Source organism: Ruegeria sp. N7 (assembly GCF_056531345.1).
The window spans coordinates 79,531-97,417 of record NZ_JBQFLR010000006.1 but is presented as its reverse complement, the minus strand read 5'-3'; the positions used below and the strand labels follow the sequence as shown (position 1 = coordinate 97,417).

The following is a 17,887-nucleotide window of genomic DNA, read 5'->3' as shown; positions in this document are numbered from 1 at the left end:
GATGACACAACCATCCCTGACTTTCATTCAGTTCGAAAACGGTATTTGGCACGGCCATGTTGAGGCCGAACGGCAACCAGAGTTGGAGGTTCGATATCTGGGCAAAGCTCTGGAGAGTGTTGAGCTTTCACCTACAGACAACGGATGGAATCTGTATGTGCAGGTACCCGTCACAGCCCTGTCCGAAGGCGTGCACAGCTTCGTCATAGTCGACGCAGGCAGTGTCGATAAAATTGGGAGTTTCTCCATAATAGCAGGAGAGCCCGCCGCCGATGATCTCAGGGCGGAAGTGGACCTTTTGCGCGCGGAGCTGGATATGCTGAAACGCGCGTTCCGACGGGTAAGCCGCGGAGACGGCTGAAACGCTTGCGAAATCGGATCATCCATTCGGTTATGCGCACTCTGCGCGGCGCCTTCGGATTGCGCTGCTGGATGATGAAATGAAATCTCGCGAGACAGAAAGAAAAGGGCCGCGTTGTACGCGACCCATTGGTTTGGTTATTGGGACGGCCCGTGCGGGGTGAACGCTGACAAGCCTTTGAGGATGTCTATGGCATATGCCAGTTGATAATCCTCTTTCCTCAGCTCAGCGGTTGCTTCGGCCCTTGCACGATCTTCCTCGATCTGGCGGATTTCATCCTCGCTCAGGCTGTCATTGTTCAGACTGCCGCGCAGGTCAGCTTCGGACCGGGTACGCCCGTTGCTCTCTTCTTCTTCTTCTGCAGGTGCAGGGCGAGGCTGTTCAACAATGATGTCCGGGCTGACGCCAAGGGCCTGGATTGATCGTCCTGATGGCGTGTAATAGCGCGATGTGGTCAGGCGCATAGCGCCGTCGCCGCGCAGCGGCATGACCGTCTGCACGGATCCTTTGCCAAAGCTCTTGGTGCCCACAACGATAGCGCGGCGATGATCCTGCAATGCACCGGCCACAATCTCGGATGCCGAGGCCGAGCCGCCATTGATCAGCACCACAATTGGCTTGCCTTCAGCCAGATCCCCGGGGGTGGCGTTGAACCGCTCACCCTCATTCGGGTCGCGGCCGCGCGTGGAAACAATTTCGCCTTCGTTCAGGAACGCGTCCGAGACTTTGATCGCCTGAGTCAAAAGGCCGCCTGGGTTGTTGCGCAGGTCCAGAACAAAACCGTTCACCTTGTCGATGCCACCCGCTTCGGCAATCTGTTCCTGCAATCCTTCCTGCAGGTTCGGGAAGGTCTGGTCGTTGAACGTGGTTACACGCAGCACGACACTGGTGCCTTCGGTCCGTGCGCGCACAGCGGTCAACTTGATTGTATCACGGATAATAGTGACATCGAACGGATCAGGCTCACCCTCGCGTACGACGGTGATGATAATTTCGGATCCGACCGGGCCGCGCATCAGGTCAACCGCTTTGTCCAGCGTCAGGCCCAGAATACTTTCACCGTCCACATGGGTAATGAAATCCCCGGCTTCGATTCCGGCTGCGTCGGCGGGGGTATCGTCAATAGGTGAGACGACTTTGACAAAGCCTTCTTCCTGCGTAACTTCGATACCCAACCCACCAAACTCACCCCGGGTCTGCACGCGCATCTGTTCAGCGTCGTCAGGAGAAAGATAACTCGAATGCGGATCAAGCGAAGTCAACATGCCATCAATGGCCGCCTCGATCAGTTCTTCGGGCTCAACCTCTTCGACATACTGGGCGCGGATACGTTCGAAAATGTCGCCGAACAAATCCAGCTGTTCATAGACGCTTGCCTTGTTCTCGGCCTCCTGCGCCAGCAGGGGTCCTGCAATCTGAGTTGTTGCAAGAATACCTGCCACAGTTCCAGCCAGACCGGCCACCACAAATTTCTTCATACGCGTTTATCCATCCTTGTCGGTCCGAAACCACGATTCCGGGTCCACGGGGCGATTGTCTTCTCTTACCTCTATATAGAGCGTTTCTGAGCGGTCAGTTCCAGTGCCATCACTGCTTGTTGACAAAATTGCGCCGATTTCCGGCATTTCACCGGGCATCAGACCAACTGGTGTGCCCTCTGGGATCACCTGACCGGTCTGGCCATAGACCTCCTGCAAACCGGAAAATACGAACAAAAGACCCGATTGAGGTTCAAGTATTATCAGGTTCCCCAGGTCCAGCAGCGGCCCGCGATAGCGAATTGTCGCAGAGGTTGGCGATGTGACCAAGGCGCGCGGGCGTGTCCCCATGATCAGGCCGGGGCGCATGACACCAGCGGCGTCCGTTTCACCGGCCTTGTGCAGCAAGATGCCCTGTACCGGCATTGATATCCGGCCTTTCCTGTCCAAGACGCTGGCATTGCTGTCGAGGATCTCTCCCTCCGAGATCTCGGACAGACCACTGGCAAAACCATCCAGTGTTTCGGTCGATGAGATCAGAATGGCCGTACGTACCGGGTCTTCCACGAAACGGCGGGGCAGATCCGCGCGGTCGGCGATTGCCTCGCTCAGACGGGTGCGGGCCGCCTGAACACCCATCAGACCCTCTGTCAAAGTTTCCGAGGCCTTTTGCTGCAAGACACGCAATGTCTGCACTTCATTCAGGTCCTGCGCCAGTTCCTGCGCGCTGGCGTTCAGGCCGGGGGTGACCTCGGACAGCATAATACCGGCGCGGGCAGCCCCCAACGGGCCGGCGGGATGTAACATCAAAACGGGTGGTTCGGTCGTTTCAATGGTTTGCAGAACACCGAGCAATCGCCGGATTTCTTTTTCGCGCGTCCGCAACTCGGCACTCAGTTGCGCCTCACGGGTAGCCGCTTGGCGCAATCCCACCCGCATCGCACCCAACCCGGCCTCATAGGCATGGATCGTCTCCGTAAGAGCATTGACCCGATCCCGGGCGCCTTCGGCCTCGGACAACGCCATGGACGCCTGTTCGAGCATCTGCGCTGCATCCAAAGCAGCCTTGGAAGCGTCTGGCTGGGCCAGCGCCGGCAAGGCCAAAAACAGACACACTGCCAGAGCAGCCGGTTTCATGACAGCAGGCTTTCCCCGGTCATTTCCGGGGGTTTAGGCAAACCCATCAGTTCAAGCAGGGTCGGGGCGAGATCGGACAAACGTCCTTGGCGCAATTTCGCACCTCCTGGCCCGCCAACCAGCGCTACGGGAACAGGATTGAGCGTATGGGCCGTATGCGGGCCGCCGGTCACAGGATCGACCATGACTTCGCAATTACCATGATCGGCCGTGATAATCATCGCCCCCTTGACCTTTTCAAGAGCCGCAATGACTTGCGCCAACCCCTGATCGACAGCTTCACATGCTTTGATTGCGGCATTCAGATCACCTGTATGACCAACCATATCGGGGTTGGCATAATTTGTAACAATCAGGTCATACCCGCCTTCGATGGCTTCGATAAACTTCGCCGTAACCTCTGCGGATGACATTTCGGGCTGTAGATCGTAGGTCGCCACTTTCGGCGAGCTCGGCATAAAGCGGTCCTCACCTAGTTCGGGCGTCTCCTTACCGCCATTCAAAAAGAACGTAACATGCGGGTACTTCTCGGTTTCCGCCAGTCGAAACTGACGGAGCCCTTGCTTGGCGACCCATTCGCCCAGCGTATTTACAATCGCGCGCTTTGGAAAAACCGTGGTCATGTAAGCATTATGCCCGTCAGAGTACTCGACCATGCCCAGCAGTGCTGAAAGCTTCGGGCGCGGTCCTGTCGCGAACTCGGAAAATCCGGGCTCTCCGATAGCACGCAGGATTTCACGTGCACGGTCAGCGCGGAAGTTCAGGCAAAAGAAACCGTCGCCATCGTGAATACCGTCATATCCCGTCAATACGGTTGGTGTGACAAACTCGTCAGATTCGGACTGGTTATAGGCGTGATCAACCGCGCCATGGGCGCTGCTGGCTGTTCGGCCCTGCCCGTTGACCATTGCACCATATGCTTCACTGACACGCCCCCAGCGATTGTCGCGATCCATGGCAAAGTACCGCCCGCTCACGGTGACGATGCGTACGTTTTCGGGCAGGCGTTCTTCCAGCTCAGCGATGTAAGTCAGAGCAGACCTTGGCGCGACATCACGCCCGTCCGTCACTGCGTGCAGTGCAACCGGGACACCGGCATCCGTTATGGCAGTGGCTGCGGCAAGGATATGGTTCAGATGACCATGCACCCCACCATCCGAGATCAACCCCATCAGATGTGCAGTACCGCCAACGGACTTAACACTGGCGATGAAAGCTTGCAGAGCTTCGTTTTCAAAGAATGTCCCGTCTTCAATGGAAAGGTCGATCTGGCCCAGGTCCATGGCGACCACACGCCCTGCCCCGATATTGGTGTGCCCGACCTCTGAGTTGCCCATCTGCCCGCTAGGCAGACCCACATCGGGGCCGTGGGTGATCAGGGTTGAATGCGGGCACTCAGACATGATCGCGTCAAACGTCGGCGTGTTTGCCAGATAGGGTGCGTTGGCTTTTGTGTCCTCGGACAGGCCCCAACCATCAAGAATACACAGGACTACAGGTTTGGGGGTGGCCATTGATGTACTCCATTTGCTGCTCTTGGGTCACCTTCTATCCTTTGGACTTCGACGGGTGAACCGCCTTTTGCAATGATGTACAATTATAACCAACACAGAGGTGTTAGTCCTTCAGATAGCTTTGGAAAGGGCGCGCCTTGCGATTGCGGTATTTGACTGTCAGATCCAGTGGTGCATCGTTTTCATCATAAACGCCCAGAACAACACCCCTGCCCCGGCTTTTGGTGCGCATTTCAATCAATTGCTGCTCGGACCGGGTCGTGCGCTGTGACGCCCGCCGCGTCCAGGCGAACAGGTGCTCGTACATTTCGGCGATTACACCGGCATGTTCGGCGCTGTCACCCAGATCGTTCAACTCATCAGGGTCGTTTTCCAGATCGAACAGGATTGGCCGGTACCCACCTTCACAATGGATCAGTTTCCATTTCTTGCTTGCGGCCATGAACATCACCGCATCGCGGACCGACACGTCCAAAACATTTGCGATTGGTGAAGCCGAGTAGTCATATTCGCAGATCACCACATCGCGTGGCAATGCGTCCTTCTCCCCATAGAGAATAGGCAACAGGGAGTGACCTTCCAGAATATGCGTCGCCACTTCCCCACCAGCCGCATCGACAAAGGTCGGTGCAAGGTCGATGGATTCTACAAGCGCATCGCTGACAGTGCCACGTGTCGCGTCCGCCTCGGGCGACGGGTCATAGATGATCAACGGCACCCTGGTGGAGGCGTTGTGGAAGAAGGTCTTTTCCCCCATCCAGTGATCGCCCAGAAAATCACCATGGTCTGATGTCAACACGATCATCGTGTTTTCCATCCGCCCGGTTCTCTCCATCCAGTCCAACAGGCGGCCCATCTGGTCATCTGCTTGCTTGATCAGCCCCATATAGGCTGGGATAACCGCCTCACGCACGTCCTGCCGCGAAAAGGTCTGGCCGATCTTTGTGTCCATGAAGGCTTTAAGCACGGGATGCGCATTCTGACGTTCCGCCTCGGATCGCACCACAGGCAGCACATGTTCCGGTCCATACATCGAGGCGTATGGGTCCGGTACGATGTACGGCCAATGCGGCTTGATAAAACTCAGATGACAGCACCACGGGCCATCATGCGTTTCCATGAACTCTATCCCGCGACCGGTCAGATAGGGCGTTTCGCTGTCTTCCTCGGCAATATTAGCGGCTTCGGGTGAATTCTTCAGAAACCAGCCTGACAGAACGTTGCCATTCGCATCCAGCCCGGAATTGGCAAAGTCATGCCAGGGATTGTCGCTCTCATACCCTTTGGCCTTTAGGAATTTGTTGTATTCCTTTGCCCCTTCCGGGTCATAATACCCATCCGGACCTTCGGGCAGCATACCGTCATCCCGTTCGTACACGTCGAACCCACATTCGGCGACGCGGGCCCCGATCAGGCTGTCAGGCTCCAAGCCCAACCTCGCCATCCCTTCGGCATCTGCACGCATATGAGTTTTGCCAACCAGCCAGCAATCCATCCCCGCCTTACGCAGGTGATCGCCCATTGTAATCTCACCGACTTTCAACGGAATTCCGTTCCACGACGCCCCGTGAGAATGCACATAGCGCCCTGTGTAGGTGGACATGCGAGAGCTGCCGCAGATCGGTGATTGGATATAGGCGCGGTTGAAGCGCACGCCTTTGGCTGCCAGACGATCGATATTTGGGGTATGCAGATGCGGATGGCCGTAACAGCTCAGATAATCCCATCGCAGCTGGTCGAACATGATGAACAGGATGTTTCTTGCCTTGGCCAAGTTGACGCCCTTCCCCACAAGTCACGAGGACCTAGTTAGCCATTTCTATCCGCAGAGCGAAGCAAAACCTGCGTCAGGCCTGGCGGTCCATTTGCTCCAGCATCTTCTTGGCACGTTTGCATTGCAGCTTGTCGCGCAGTGGGCTGTCGGGGTCGATGTCTTTTTGGCAAACAACGCATTTATCCGCGCCCGAGATCGCGTTTAGACCACCGCAGCTGCCTTTGATGGTCTTGCCCATCAGCATGACACCCAATGACATGCCCACCATGACGAGAGCGAGAAGAATGAAGGCCAGAATAAAGGTACTCATCTCAGCTCCAACAGTCAGTTCGATCCCAGCGCGTCTTTGAACGCTGTGCTATGGGCAGTGATATAGGCATCTTCGCCGCCTGTCACATCCCGCGAGATGAAATACACGGCAAGTTTATGCTCCTCTGCCAGAGCTAGCCCTTTTTCCTGCCCCAAGGCCAGCATGGCTGTTGCCCAGGCATCGGCCATCATCGCGTTTTCGGCCAGCACGGTGACCGAAGTGGTGCGGTGCGTGATCGGACGGCCTGTTGTCGGATCGATGATATGCGAATATCGCACACCATCTTTTTCAAAGAAATTCCTGTAATCGCCCGAACTGGCCATGCCCCTGTCATCCAAAGAAATGATCAACTGGATGGTTTGCGAACCCGTATCAGGTTTTTCGATACCAATGAGCCACGCTTCGCCCTTGTCATTCTTACCTTTGGCCACAAGATCGCCGCCAATTTCAACCAGATAGTTTTCGATGCCAGCGGCCTGCAAGGTTTCCGCAACAGCGTCAATTCCATAGCCTTTTGCAATCGCGGACAGGTTAATGCCTACACTGGCGTTTGACTTGGCAAGCGTACCAGCATCCGTATCGAGCGCTAGCAGGCGTTCTTGACCTACACCATTCAGCGCGGCGTTGATATCCCCATCTGATGGCACCGGGTCTTCGGGCTTGCGTGGGCCAAAACCCCAAAGTTCGATCAGAGGGCCGAGGGTTACGTCGAAAATGCCACCGGATTTCGAGTGCACTTCGTTCGCTGCCGAAAGAACCAGCGCGAGTTCGTTGGACACAGGCATCGGATCTGTGCTGGTCGATGCGGAAAAAACAGAAACTTCCGAGTTCGGATCCCAGTTGGACATCTTGGCATTCACTGCTGCCAACTTATCACTGACGGCCGCGGCCAGTGCGTCTTTGTCAAGGTCCTCGCCAATTGCGGTGATATTGTAGGTCGTGCCCATTGTCTCGCCGGACAGACGAACTTCTTCGGGTTCCTTGTCAAAAAGACAGCCTGAAAGAAGGGTGAAAAAGGCCAGTACGGGCAAAAGACGCATTGGGCGTTCTCCGGGACATTCTTTGCCCGGCATATGACAGCGGTCCCCGCCAGAGTCAAATTGGCATTACAGTTTCAATGGAAGGAAACCCAACAGCAGAAGACCAGTTCCAGCCGGAATTCCGAACAACCACGCGCGTTTCCGCCACCCGGGCTTCTGTTGCTTCCACGCCATACGAAAGTTGTGACCGCACACAACAGCCGCAAAGAAGATCAGCGCGGCAACCGGGGGCGTAAGATAGAGTTCATTCAAAGGCTTAAGCTCCCTCTGCTGACCTGCGTTTGGCCAACTCGTGCAATTGCACCCTATACAGGTCGTTTAGCTGCGCTAAAGTGAAAGGGAAAGACTTTGCAAGAACCATAAGGAGATTGCTCATGGCCCCAACTTCTTATCAGTCGCCGTCGCGCGGTGACAAGGCTGACAAGACAACCTACAGCCAATCAGCGGAATCAAACCTGTCGCATTCGCAGACGACCGTGGCCAAACTGCTTGAGGGTAAAGGGGATGCGGTGTTCTCGGTGCGACCTAATGATACCATCCATTCGGTAGTGAACACGCTCAAGGACAAGCGAATTGGTGCTGTTCTGGTGACCGATCAGAACGGGGCATTGAAAGGAATTTTGTCGGAACGCGACATCGTGAGGCGCATGGCCGATACGCCGGGACAGACCCTGCCACAGTCGGTCGAAGACCTGATGACCAGGGATGTAAAAGCCTGCATGCCCGAGGATACGCTGAATGACGTGCTGAAGACCATGACCGAGGGACGTTTCCGCCATATGCCGGTTCTGCGTGATGGCAATTTGTGCGGTGTCATCACTATCGGTGACGTAGTGCATTTCCGCCTGAGGGAATTGGAGTATGAAGCGCTTCGCATGAAGCAGATGATCGTAGGCTAGTTTCAACCGGTGGAAAGAAACCCGATGCTACCGCTGTCTAATTCAACGGCAGTTAATCTGCCCGAGGCAAAGGCACCGGTATCAATCGACACAACCCGGTTTTTAACCCGGGGTTGGTTTACAATTGTATGACCGTGTACAACCCATTGCGCGTCGCTGCGTGCAAGCCGTGGAAACATCGGATGACCCCATAGACAGATTTGGCGATCCTGGGATTGAATGGATTGCCGCGGATCAAGCGCCGCGTGGACAAAGGTGACGTTGCCGCTGGTCCAGGTCAGCGGCAGATTTGCAAGCCAGTCCAGCAAGCTGTCGCCCATCTTGTGCCGCAGACGCTCTGCCAGTTCAGGCAGATGCTTGCCACTGTGCAACTCGTCGGGACATACGAGGCCGAAAGATGCCAGAGTTTCCGCTCCACCGTTATGAAACCAAAGCCTGGCGTAGCGTTCCGGGTCGTTTACAAATTGCAGCAGCATCTCTTCGTGATTGCCAAGCAAGCATTGCACCCGCCCGTCTGACGCTTCACTCAGGTGATGCAAATGCCGCAGTACCTGCGCGCTGTATGCCCCCCGGTCGATGTAATCGCCCAGAAAAACCAGCGGGCTTTGATCGTCGAGTCGTGGCAAAACCGCCTGAAGCAGATCAAGACGACCGTGAATATCGCCGACAGCTGTCACTTTTTCTGCTGGTGCCACGTCGCATGGCATCGCATTGGAGCTTTCCCTCGCCGCGGATTGGAACCGCCGTCTGATCCAGTCTTTCATCATGGCATTTGATCCCTACCCGCCCTGCGTAGTGGTCGCAATCAACAACTGTTTGAGTAGGCAAAGTGTTGACCACGAGCCTTAGATTGTCCGATATGGCCCGCAGGATGTTCGCAAGCAGTTGATCTGATGATAGGATCAACGCCTTTCGATCAGCGATGAATTTGCAGTGAGTTCTGAGGGTTTTATGAAACGAGTTTTGATTACAGGTTCTGCCGGGTTCATCGGATTCCATCTGGCCAAATTGCTTCTGGCAGAAGGGTTTCAGGTACATGGCTATGACGGGATTACCGACTATTATGATGTGACCCTGAAACAGCGTCGACATCAGATACTGCTTCAAACCCCGGGATTTACGGCAACTGAAGACCGTTTGGAAAACTTTGACCGTCTTGTGCAGGTCGCTGAGGAGTTTCAGCCCGATGTCATCGTCCATCTGGCCGCGCAGGCAGGCGTGCGGCACAGCCTTGAATATCCTCGCAGCTATATCGAGTCGAACGTTGTGGGCACGTTCAATGTGATGGAAATCGCGCGTCAGCACAAAGTGGAACACCTTTTGATGGCGTCGACCTCATCAATCTACGGTGCAAACGAGGACATGCCGTTCATCGAAACAGAAAAAGCCGACACCCAACTGACGATCTACTCCGCCACCAAAAAGGCGAATGAGGCGATGGGGCATTCCTATGCCCATCTGTGGGATTTGCCGACCACCATGTTTCGATTTTTTACCGTTTACGGCACTTGGGGGCGCCCCGATCTGGCCTATTTCAAATTCGTCGCTGCGATACTGGATGGCAGACCAATCGACATCTACAATCATGGCGACATGTATCGCGACTTCACGCATGTAGAAGACCTTGTGGGTGGGATCAGGTTGCTGATCGATGTTCCGCCGGTCCGCCCGACCAGCCGCGCGGATATCGAAGATGGTGACAGCTTGTCGCCCGTTGCACCGTACCGCATCGTCAACATTGGCAACGGAGACAAGGTGCGTCTGATGGATTTCATAGAAGCCATCGAAGAGGCTGTTGGCCAGAAAGCGGTCAAAAACTTTATGCCAATGCAGATGGGCGATGTTCATGCCACTTGGGCTGACAATCGGCTGCTGCAGCGACTGACGAATTATCGCCCGCAGACCGACCTGAAGGACGGTATCGCACAGTTCGTCGCTTGGTATCGGGACTATTACAGAAAATAGGTCGATCTGGCGCCGGAATGAAAAAACCGGCGCACTCAGCGCCGGTTACTTTAGTTACCCGCCAAAATCGTCGAGCATGATGTCTTCGCGATCCACGCCCAGATCCAGCAGCATGTTGATAACCGACTGGTTCATGATTGGCGGTCCACACATGTAGTATTCACAATCCTCGGGTGCCGGGTGGTTCTTGAGGTATTCTTCGAACAGAACGTTGTGGATGAAGCCGGTATAGCCTTTCCATTCATCCTCGGGCTGGGCATCCGACAGAGCGACATGCCATTCAAAATTGTCGAACTCTTCCGCCAGTTGGTCGAAATCCTCGACAAAGAACATCTCTTTCTTGGACCGCGCACCGTACCAGAAACTGATCTTGCGGTCGCGGTTCTCAAGGCGTTTGAGCTGGTCAAAGATGTGGCTGCGCATCGGTGCCATACCGGCGCCACCACCGATGAAGACCATTTCCTTCTTGGTTTCACGTGCGAAAAACTCGCCAAATGGACCCGAGATTGTGACTTTGTCGCCCGGCTTCAGGTTGAAGATGTAGGACGACATCTGTCCCGCCGGAATTCCTTCTGAGCCCGGAGGCGGTGAAGCAACCCGGACGTTAAGCATGATCATGCCCTTTTCATCCGGATAGTTGGCCATCGAATAGGCGCGCTCGATAGGTTCGTTCACAACCGACTCGTATTGCCATAGATTGAAGCGATCCCAATCCTCGCGATATTCTTCCTGCACGTCGAAATCAGTGTATTTCAACTGATGAGCGGGCGCTTCGATCTGGATGTAGCCCCCGGCACGGAAATTCACGTCCTCACCTTCGGGCAGGTCTAGGGTAAGGGCCTTGATAAAGGTCGCGACATTGTCGTTCGAGCGAACGGTGCATTCCCATTTCTTGACGCCGAAGACCTCTTCTGGAACTTCGATTTCCATGTCCTGCTTGACCGCCACCTGACAGGACAGACGGTCTCCACAGGAGGCTTCGCGCTTTGTTATATGGCTTTCTTCGGTCGGCAGGATCGAACCGCCACCCGAATGCACTTTCACGCGACACTGGGCACAGGTACCACCACCACCGCAGGCTGACGGAACAAACAGTTTTTCGGCCGCCAATGTTTGCAGCAGTTTGCCACCCGCCGGAACCGAGATTGTCTTTTCACCGTTGATGGTGATGTTGACGTTGCCGGTCGACACCAGCTTGGAACGTGCAGCCATAATGATGGCCACCAGCGCCAGAACGATCAGGGTGAATAGGACAACGCCGAGCGAAAAGGTTTCCATTCTCACGCCCCCCTTACAGTTTCACGCCCGAGAAGGACATAAAGGCCATCGCCATCAGTCCGGCGGTGATAAAGGTGATGCCCAGCCCCTGAAGCCCGTCCGGCACATCCGAGTATTTCAGCTTTTCGCGCACGCCTGCCATCGCAGTGATTGCCAGCGCCCAGCCGAAACCGGATGAGATGCCATAGGTGGTCGCCTCGGCAAAATTATAGTCGCGTTCGACCATGAACAGCGAACCACCCAGAATGGCACAGTTCACAGTGATCAAAGGCAGGAAGATCCCCAGCGCGTTGTAGAGCGGCGGGAAATACTTATCGAGAATCATTTCGAGGATCTGAACCATCGCTGCGATCACGCCGATATAGGAAATCAGCCCGAGAAAGGTCAGATCCACATCCGGGAACCCGGCCCATGCCAATGCGCCCGGTTTCAGCAGGAAGGACAACAACAGGTTGTTGGCGGGCACGGTGATGGCCTGCACCACCATGACTGATATTCCCAGCCCGATGGCAGTCGAAATCTTTTTCGACACGGCGATGAAGGTACACATGCCAAGGAAAAAGCTGAGCGCAAGGTTTTCGATAAAGACGGCCTTCACGGCCAGAGAGATAAGCCCTTCCATCAGTGCGCCTCTACCTGCTGGATTTTGTATTCACGTTCTTCAACCTGGTTCGGCTTCCACGTGCGGAAAGCCCAGATCAGCAGGCCGATCACGAAGAACGCCGAAGGTGGCAGCAGCAACAGGCCGTTGGGCACGTACCAACCGCCATTGTTGACCGTTTGCAGGATTGTCACGCCGAACAGGCTGCCCGATCCAAACAACTCCCGGATGATGCCCACCAGCATCAGGATCAGGCCATAACCCATGCCGTTACCCAAACCGTCGATGAACGAGGCCACCGGGGGGTTCTTCATGGCGAATGCTTCGGCACGGCCCATTACGATGCAGTTGGTGATGATCAGGCCGACAAACACCGACAGCGTCTTGGAAATCTGAAAGGCATAAGCCTTGAGTATCTGATCCACCAGAATCACGAGCGAGGCGATGATCACCATCTGCACGATGATCCGGATCGAGCCCGGGATCTGGTTGCGCAGCATCGAGATGAACATCGACGAAAACGCCGTCACCGACGTCACCGCTATGGCCATGACAAAGGCCACTTGCAGTGATGAGGTTACAGCCAGTGCCGAACAGATTCCCAGCACCTGCAAGGTGATCGGGTTGTTGTCGACAAGGGGGTCGACCAGCAGCTCTTTCTTGGTCTGCGACATCAGATCTCTCCTGCTTGCAACTTGGCCAGGAACGGCGCGTAACCCGCATCGCCCATCCAGAATTTCACAAGGTTGTCGACCCCGCGCGATGTCAGGGTCGCGCCCGCCAGCGCATCTACGAAAAACTCGGGCCCGGCCGCTGGTTGTGACTTGGCGACGGTGATCTGCAAGGCGCCCGCGTCATCATGCAGTTTCTTGCCGTTCCACAACGCCTTCCAACGCGGGTTGTCCACCTCGGCACCCAGACCAGGCGTTTCACCATGCTGATAGAATTGCAGGCCGAAAATGTCGTTGCCGTTCTTTTCCAGCGCGATGAAGCCATAAAGCGTGGACCACAACCCATAGCCATGCAGCGGCAGGATCACCTTGTCCAACGCTCCGCTGTCGTCGCGCAGCAGATAGATGACCCGATACTTTGCCTTGCGACCAATGCCTGCGGGGTCATCGTCAAGGGCAACACTTAATTCCGGATCACCGGCAGCGGCCAGATCGTCAAAGGTGGCTGGGTCGAACTGATCGTCCGCAAATTCGCCCGTCGCCAGATCCAGAACATGCGGCTCGAACGCGGCAAAGGCCTGGCTGACATCAATGCCGGGTTCATACACCCCCGCCACCTGCAGAATGTTGACCTGCTTGTCCTTCAGCTTGTTGGCCTCCTGCACCGGGCGCAGGCTGACTGCCGCGGCCGACACGATCATCGAGGCAACGAGACAAACCGCAACAGCGATGAAGATCGTTTTGCCAACCGAATCCGGCGAGGCCGCCAGAAACCGGGCAATCGCGCCCTTGCGTTCAGGGGATTGCGTATCAGACATGGCGACGCGCCCTCCGTTTGATGTTGGCCTGAACGACAAAATAGTCGATCAGCGGTGCAAAGACGTTGCCGAACAGAATGGCCAGCATCATACCTTCGGGGAAGGCTGGGTTGATCACACGAATTAACACAACCATGACACCAATCAGTGCACCATAGATATAGCGCCCGACATTGGTGTGGCTTGCCGAGACCGGCTCGGTCACCATGAAAGCCAGACCAAAGGCGTAACCGCCCAACACGACATGCCAGTACCATGGCATTGCGAACATCGGGTTCGTCTCGGACCCGATCAGGTTCAACAGCCAGGTGAACGCAATTGTGCCCGCCAGACATCCCAAAATCAGCCGATAGTTGGCAATCTTGGTGATCAGCAGGAAGGCCAGACCGATCAGGCAGGCCAGAGTCGAGGTTTCCCCGATACTGCCCTGAATGGTGCCGTAAAACGCGCTCCACCAGGTGATACCGTCAGCGGCCAGTGCCTGGTAGCCTTCGGCAGCCGACACAGCCAGAGCCGTCGCCCCGGAAAACCCGTCAACCGGGGTCCAGACTGCATCGCCCGACATCTGCGCGGGATAGGCGAAATACAAAAACGCCCGCCCCACCAAGGCAGGGTTGAGGAAGTTCTTACCAGTGCCGCCGAATACCTCTTTGCCGATGACAACACCAAAGATAATACCCAGGGCAACCTGCCACAGAGGCGTGGTTGCAGGCATGATCAGGGCGTAAAGCATCGAAGTGACAAGAAAGCCTTCATTCACCTCATGCCCGCGGACGGTTGCGAAAATGACTTCGAAAATACCGCCTGCCACCAACGTGACAATATAGATCGGCAGGAAGTACATAAGCCCGTGCATGACATTGGCAAAAATACTGTCCGGATTCAACGAGATGCCAAGAACCTGAAGAATTGCAATCCGCCAACCAGTTGCAGACTCTGGGCCAAGCGCGGCAATGGCCGAATTTGCCTGATAACCGGTGTTCCACATTCCCCACAGGATGCAAGGAATAGTGGCAATCACGACATATGTCATGATGCGCTTCATATCCACGTAAGACCGCGCATGAGGAGCAACGGTGGTTACGGTTTTCGGAGTGTAGATGAAGCTTTCCACCATCTCGTAGATCGGAAAAAGCTTCTCGTACTTGCCGCCCTTGGTAAAGTTCGGCTCGATCCGGTCAAAGAAGTTACGCAATCCCATTCGGATCAGCCCTCCTTTTCAATCTTTTTCAGGCAGTCGCGCAGCGCCAGCCCGTATTCATATTTCGCCGGACAGGCAAAGCCCACAAGGCCCAGATCCTCTTCGTCCAGCTCAAGCGCTCCCAGTGCCTGAGCCGTATCCGTATCCATCACCAGCAACGCCCGAAGCAATTGTGTGGGCAGGTAATCCTGCGGCATCAGCTCTTCGAACACGCCTGTCGGCACCATCGCGCGGCGGCCACCGTTCAGGTTGGACGTGAAAGCATAGAGTTTTCTGGAAAAGGCCGAGCCCAATACTGGCTGGACGGAATACTTGGAAGGCATTGGTCGGATCCAACCCATCGGAATCTGATCGTGATCCTCTCGGATGATACAGATTTGACGGGCAAACCGCCCCAGATATGCGGTCGGTCCGTCGGCATGTTGACCCGACAGGATCGAACCCGAGATAATGCGGGGCGTTCCGTCCACACTTACCTCACCTCGTGTCAAGTCGTCCGTGGACGCGCCCATCACGGTGCGGATCAAACGCGGCTGACGCGCACCGGGCCCGGTCAAGGCGATCACAACACTCGGATCCAGACGCCCGGTCTGCATCAGGCGGCCAATCGCGATGGTGTCCTGATAACCGATAGTCCAGACTTGCTTTTCCCCCGAAATCGGTTCGAGGAAGTGAATATGCGTTCCTGCCAGGCCCGATGGATGTGGACCGGAAAACGCCACGGCCTCGACACCGGCGACATCCGCGCCGGGGATCGTGTCACCTTGTTTCTGGCAAATATAAGTCTTGCCTTCGGTTAGCTTGCTGACTGCCGCCAACCCAGCGGCAAAGGCCTCGGGCGCTTCGGCAATGATCGTGGCGGCATCAGCCGCCAAAGGGTCACTGTCCATGGCGGTCACGAAAATCGCGTTCGGCTTGGTACCGGGTTCAGGCGTTTTCGAATAAGGTCGCGTGCGGAATGAGGTCCATAGACCAGCGGCGCACAGTTTTGCAGTCACGCCTTCGGCGCTGTGCGCATCGCCCACGCTCGAAAAATCCAAGCCCGTGTCATTGGCGTCGGACACTTCGATGACGACGCTCTGCAACACCCTGCGGGCACCCCGGTTGATGGCAACAATCTTGCCAGTCACCGGTGCGACCATCATCGCGTCAGGCGCATCTTTGTGACAAAAGAGCGGCGTACCCCGCTCGACACTATCACCTTCCTGCACCAGCATCTTTGGCTTCAGGCCAATGTAGTCCCCACCCAGAACGCCAACGGTCGAGTATTCCGGACCCGGATGAATGGTTTGGTCGGGAGCGCCTTCCACTGGCAGGTCCAACCCTTTTTTAAGTTTGAAAGTTTGCATACCGCTACGTTCTTCCAAGCCTCTTTCCTGCGCCAGCCCTGCCGACACCCTTTAGGGGTCATGCAATAACGCGGTTTTTTCCGGTGCCCATCGCAAAAGCGTCGAAACGGGTCCAAATTCCGCAGGCGTATTTCTGATCACGGACCCTTTACGCGCGGATGCCCGCAAACGCAAACCTGTTACCGCCGAAAGTTAAGATCAAACTGCAAAATCTTGGAGTTTTCCCTCAAGATGGCCAAAAATTCGGGTCAAAATTGCGTGTCGCGCCCGCTGAACTTCCAGTGTAAGCAACCGGAATGAAAAAAGACACAGACTTCGAAATCTTTCTGATTGCCACCCCGGGCCTTGAAGCCCCCCTCTGTGCCGAGGCGCAGTCCAACGGGTTCGCTCAGGTCAAGACGATTCCAGGGGGTGTCATTTGCCGTGGTTCGTGGTCCGAGGTCTGGCGCGCCAACCTGACCTTACGCGGTGCAAACAAGGTTCTGGTTCGTCTGGGCAGTTTTCCTGCCGTGCATTTAGCCCAATTGGACAAACGTGCGCGCAAATTCCCGTGGGGCGAGTTCCTGCGCTCCGGTGTTCCGGTCAAAGTCGAGGCCACCAGCCGCAAATCCAGAATATATCATGCCGGTGCCGCACGGCAGAGAGTTGAACAAGCGATATCCGAAACTCTGGGCGCTCCGATATCTTCCGACGCCGATGTCAGGATCTTGCTGAGAATCGAAAAGGACATCTGTACATTTTCCGTCGACAGTTCTGGAGAGCTTTTGCACAAGCGTGGTCATAAAGAAGCAATTGCCAAAGCGCCAATGCGCGAAACGATGGCAGCCATGTTTCTGCGTGACTGCGGATTTAGCGGCAATGAACCGGTGTTGGACCCGATGTGCGGTTCGGGTACTTTCGTGATCGAAGCCGCCGAGATTGCCCTGGGGCTGCGCCCTGGTCGGTCCCGCAGTTTTGCGTTTGAAAACCTTGCGGGCTTCGACCCTGACCGCTGGCAAGACATGCGCAGCGAGTCAGAGGTCGCTGAGTGTTTTCTCACCTTCTGTGGCTCTGACCGCAACGCCGGAGCTATCGAAGCCGCAACAGCCAACGCCCATAGAGCGCAGGTTAACGCCAACACGAGTTTTCAACAGCTTTCCGTCAGTGACATCAAACCCCCTGCGGGACCCGCCGGGCTGGTCATTGTGAACCCTCCCTACGGGGCGCGAATTGGAGATGAAAAGCGTCTGCGCTCTGTCTACGGAGCCTTGGGTAAATCTTTGATGAGCCGGTTTCGAGGATGGCGTGTTGGGATTGTGACCAGCGCTCCGGCTTTGGCTCGGGCGACCCGCCTGCGTTTGCTGGCGCCCGGTCCGGTCGTAGACCACGGAGGCACCAAGATCCGTCTGTACAAAACGGATCCGCTGCCATGAGAGTCGCGTGACCTGTTTAGCCCGTCCGTTGTCGATCCAAAGACGGAAGATTAGGATGATCGCTTCTCAAAATCCTCTT

17 protein-coding genes are annotated in these 17,887 nt (G+C 55.8%); 4 read left to right on the top strand and 13 right to left on the bottom strand.

Features of this window, described 5'->3' with window-relative positions:
• Nucleotide 1 precedes the first annotated feature (1 nt).
• The gene (locus ACR0ES_RS09845) at nt 2-361 is read left to right on the top strand and encodes a hypothetical protein (protein WP_480773663.1); all 360 of its coding nucleotides are present in this window, start codon (nt 2-4) and stop codon (nt 359-361) included.
• Between the two features lie 137 nt (nt 362-498).
• Here the strand turns inward: ACR0ES_RS09845 and ACR0ES_RS09840 are convergent, their stop codons facing one another.
• The 6 genes from ACR0ES_RS09840 to ACR0ES_RS09815 form a co-directional block, all read right to left on the bottom strand.
• Complete coding sequence (locus tag ACR0ES_RS09840) at nt 499-1,839, bottom strand: S41 family peptidase (RefSeq protein ID WP_209507125.1); 1,341 nt, start codon at nt 1,837-1,839, stop codon at nt 499-501.
• Nucleotides 1,840-1,845: 6 nt separating this feature from the next.
• Nucleotides 1,846-2,976: a murein hydrolase activator EnvC family protein gene (locus ACR0ES_RS09835; RefSeq protein ID WP_480870484.1), complete on the bottom strand. Its 1,131-nt coding sequence runs from the start codon at nt 2,974-2,976 to the stop codon at nt 1,846-1,848.
• Nucleotides 2,973-4,490, bottom strand: coding sequence for a 2,3-bisphosphoglycerate-independent phosphoglycerate mutase (gpmI, locus tag ACR0ES_RS09830; protein WP_480773661.1), 1,518 nt, complete (start codon nt 4,488-4,490; stop codon nt 2,973-2,975). Before gpmI ends, ACR0ES_RS09835 begins: the two co-directional genes overlap by 4 nt.
• A 103-nt stretch (nt 4,491-4,593) precedes the next feature.
• Nucleotides 4,594-6,264 (bottom strand): sulfatase-like hydrolase/transferase, encoded by a 1,671-nt coding sequence (locus tag ACR0ES_RS09825; RefSeq protein WP_480870481.1) that lies wholly within the window; start codon nt 6,262-6,264, stop codon nt 4,594-4,596.
• Nucleotides 6,265-6,337: 73 nt separating this feature from the next.
• Nucleotides 6,338-6,574 (bottom strand): (Na+)-NQR maturation NqrM, encoded by a 237-nt coding sequence (nqrM, locus tag ACR0ES_RS09820; protein ID WP_267366293.1) that lies wholly within the window; start codon nt 6,572-6,574, stop codon nt 6,338-6,340.
• Nucleotides 6,575-6,588: 14 nt separating this feature from the next.
• Nucleotides 6,589-7,614 carry an FAD:protein FMN transferase gene (locus ACR0ES_RS09815; RefSeq protein WP_480870479.1) on the bottom strand — a complete coding sequence of 342 codons (1,026 nt, stop codon included), beginning with the start codon at nt 7,612-7,614 and terminating at the stop codon, nt 6,589-6,591.
• 374 nt (nt 7,615-7,988) lie between these two features.
• On the opposite strand from ACR0ES_RS09815, the gene ACR0ES_RS09810 reads away from it, so the two are divergent.
• Nucleotides 7,989-8,513: a CBS domain-containing protein gene (locus ACR0ES_RS09810; RefSeq protein WP_480477180.1), complete on the top strand. Its 525-nt coding sequence runs from the start codon at nt 7,989-7,991 to the stop codon at nt 8,511-8,513.
• A gap of 2 nt (nt 8,514-8,515) precedes the next feature.
• On the opposite strand, the gene ACR0ES_RS09805 is transcribed toward ACR0ES_RS09810, so the two are convergent.
• Nucleotides 8,516-9,280, bottom strand: a complete 765-nt coding sequence (locus ACR0ES_RS09805) for a metallophosphoesterase family protein (RefSeq protein ID WP_480477178.1) — start codon at nt 9,278-9,280, stop codon at nt 8,516-8,518.
• 184 nt (nt 9,281-9,464) lie between these two features.
• Here ACR0ES_RS09805 and ACR0ES_RS09800 point away from each other — a divergent pair, with 184 nt between their 5' ends.
• Nucleotides 9,465-10,478, top strand: a complete 1,014-nt coding sequence (locus tag ACR0ES_RS09800) for an NAD-dependent epimerase/dehydratase family protein (protein WP_480870476.1) — start codon at nt 9,465-9,467, stop codon at nt 10,476-10,478.
• Between the two features lie 54 nt (nt 10,479-10,532).
• Here ACR0ES_RS09800 and nqrF read toward each other — a convergent pair whose 3' ends face one another.
• The 6 genes from nqrF to ACR0ES_RS09770 are packed head-to-tail and all read right to left on the bottom strand — an operon-like array spanning nt 10,533 to nt 16,396.
• On the bottom strand, nt 10,533-11,756 hold the full coding sequence (gene nqrF / locus ACR0ES_RS09795; protein ID WP_267365752.1) for an NADH:ubiquinone reductase (Na(+)-transporting) subunit F: 1,224 nt from the start codon (nt 11,754-11,756) through the stop codon (nt 10,533-10,535).
• A gap of 13 nt (nt 11,757-11,769) precedes the next feature.
• Nucleotides 11,770-12,378 (bottom strand): NADH:ubiquinone reductase (Na(+)-transporting) subunit E, encoded by a 609-nt coding sequence (gene nqrE / locus ACR0ES_RS09790; protein WP_209507136.1) that lies wholly within the window; start codon nt 12,376-12,378, stop codon nt 11,770-11,772.
• Nucleotides 12,378-13,031 carry an NADH:ubiquinone reductase (Na(+)-transporting) subunit D gene (locus ACR0ES_RS09785; protein WP_267365754.1) on the bottom strand — a complete coding sequence of 218 codons (654 nt, stop codon included), beginning with the start codon at nt 13,029-13,031 and terminating at the stop codon, nt 12,378-12,380. Before ACR0ES_RS09785 ends, nqrE begins: the two co-directional genes overlap by 1 nt.
• Nucleotides 13,031-13,846, bottom strand: a complete 816-nt coding sequence (locus ACR0ES_RS09780) for a Na(+)-translocating NADH-quinone reductase subunit C (protein ID WP_267365756.1) — start codon at nt 13,844-13,846, stop codon at nt 13,031-13,033. Before ACR0ES_RS09780 ends, ACR0ES_RS09785 begins: the two co-directional genes overlap by 1 nt.
• On the bottom strand, nt 13,839-15,047 hold the full coding sequence (locus tag ACR0ES_RS09775) for an NADH:ubiquinone reductase (Na(+)-transporting) subunit B (RefSeq protein ID WP_480483685.1): 1,209 nt from the start codon (nt 15,045-15,047) through the stop codon (nt 13,839-13,841). The genes ACR0ES_RS09780 and ACR0ES_RS09775 overlap by 8 nt, the downstream gene beginning before the upstream one ends.
• Nucleotides 15,048-15,052: 5 nt before the next feature.
• Nucleotides 15,053-16,396: a Na(+)-translocating NADH-quinone reductase subunit A gene (locus tag ACR0ES_RS09770; RefSeq protein WP_480870473.1), complete on the bottom strand. Its 1,344-nt coding sequence runs from the start codon at nt 16,394-16,396 to the stop codon at nt 15,053-15,055.
• Nucleotides 16,397-16,692: 296 nt separating this feature from the next.
• Here ACR0ES_RS09770 and ACR0ES_RS09765 point away from each other — a divergent pair, with 296 nt between their 5' ends.
• Complete coding sequence (locus ACR0ES_RS09765; RefSeq protein ID WP_480870470.1) at nt 16,693-17,808, top strand: THUMP domain-containing class I SAM-dependent RNA methyltransferase; 1,116 nt, start codon at nt 16,693-16,695, stop codon at nt 17,806-17,808.
• Nucleotides 17,809-17,887: the final 79 nt, after the last annotated feature.

Bases quoted from the DNA above. Each gene is read 5' to 3' on its own strand.
- ACR0ES_RS09805 (WP_480477178.1), bottom strand. From the start codon at position 9,280: ATGATGAAAGACTGGATCAGACGGCGGTTCCAATCCGCGGCGAGGGAA.
- gpmI (WP_480773661.1), bottom strand. From the start codon at position 4,490: ATGGCCACCCCCAAACCTGTAGTCCTGTGTATTCTTGATGGTTGGGGC.
- ACR0ES_RS09800 (WP_480870476.1), top strand. From the start codon at position 9,465: ATGAAACGAGTTTTGATTACAGGTTCTGCCGGGTTCATCGGATTCCAT.
- ACR0ES_RS09765 (WP_480870470.1), top strand. From the start codon at position 16,693: ATGAAAAAAGACACAGACTTCGAAATCTTTCTGATTGCCACCCCGGGC.
- ACR0ES_RS09810 (WP_480477180.1), top strand. From the start codon at position 7,989: ATGGCCCCAACTTCTTATCAGTCGCCGTCGCGCGGTGACAAGGCTGAC.
- ACR0ES_RS09815 (WP_480870479.1), bottom strand. From the start codon at position 7,614: ATGCGTCTTTTGCCCGTACTGGCCTTTTTCACCCTTCTTTCAGGCTGT.
- ACR0ES_RS09770 (WP_480870473.1), bottom strand. From the start codon at position 16,396: ATGCAAACTTTCAAACTTAAAAAAGGGTTGGACCTGCCAGTGGAAGGC.
- ACR0ES_RS09845 (WP_480773663.1), top strand. From the start codon at position 2: ATGACACAACCATCCCTGACTTTCATTCAGTTCGAAAACGGTATTTGG.
- ACR0ES_RS09785 (WP_267365754.1), bottom strand. From the start codon at position 13,031: ATGTCGCAGACCAAGAAAGAGCTGCTGGTCGACCCCCTTGTCGACAAC.
- ACR0ES_RS09835 (WP_480870484.1), bottom strand. From the start codon at position 2,976: ATGAAACCGGCTGCTCTGGCAGTGTGTCTGTTTTTGGCCTTGCCGGCG.
- nqrF (WP_267365752.1), bottom strand. From the start codon at position 11,756: ATGGAAACCTTTTCGCTCGGCGTTGTCCTATTCACCCTGATCGTTCTG.
- ACR0ES_RS09780 (WP_267365756.1), bottom strand. From the start codon at position 13,846: ATGTCTGATACGCAATCCCCTGAACGCAAGGGCGCGATTGCCCGGTTT.
- nqrM (WP_267366293.1), bottom strand. From the start codon at position 6,574: ATGAGTACCTTTATTCTGGCCTTCATTCTTCTCGCTCTCGTCATGGTG.
- ACR0ES_RS09840 (WP_209507125.1), bottom strand. From the start codon at position 1,839: ATGAAGAAATTTGTGGTGGCCGGTCTGGCTGGAACTGTGGCAGGTATT.
- nqrE (WP_209507136.1), bottom strand. From the start codon at position 12,378: ATGGAAGGGCTTATCTCTCTGGCCGTGAAGGCCGTCTTTATCGAAAAC.
- ACR0ES_RS09775 (WP_480483685.1), bottom strand. From the start codon at position 15,047: ATGGGATTGCGTAACTTCTTTGACCGGATCGAGCCGAACTTTACCAAG.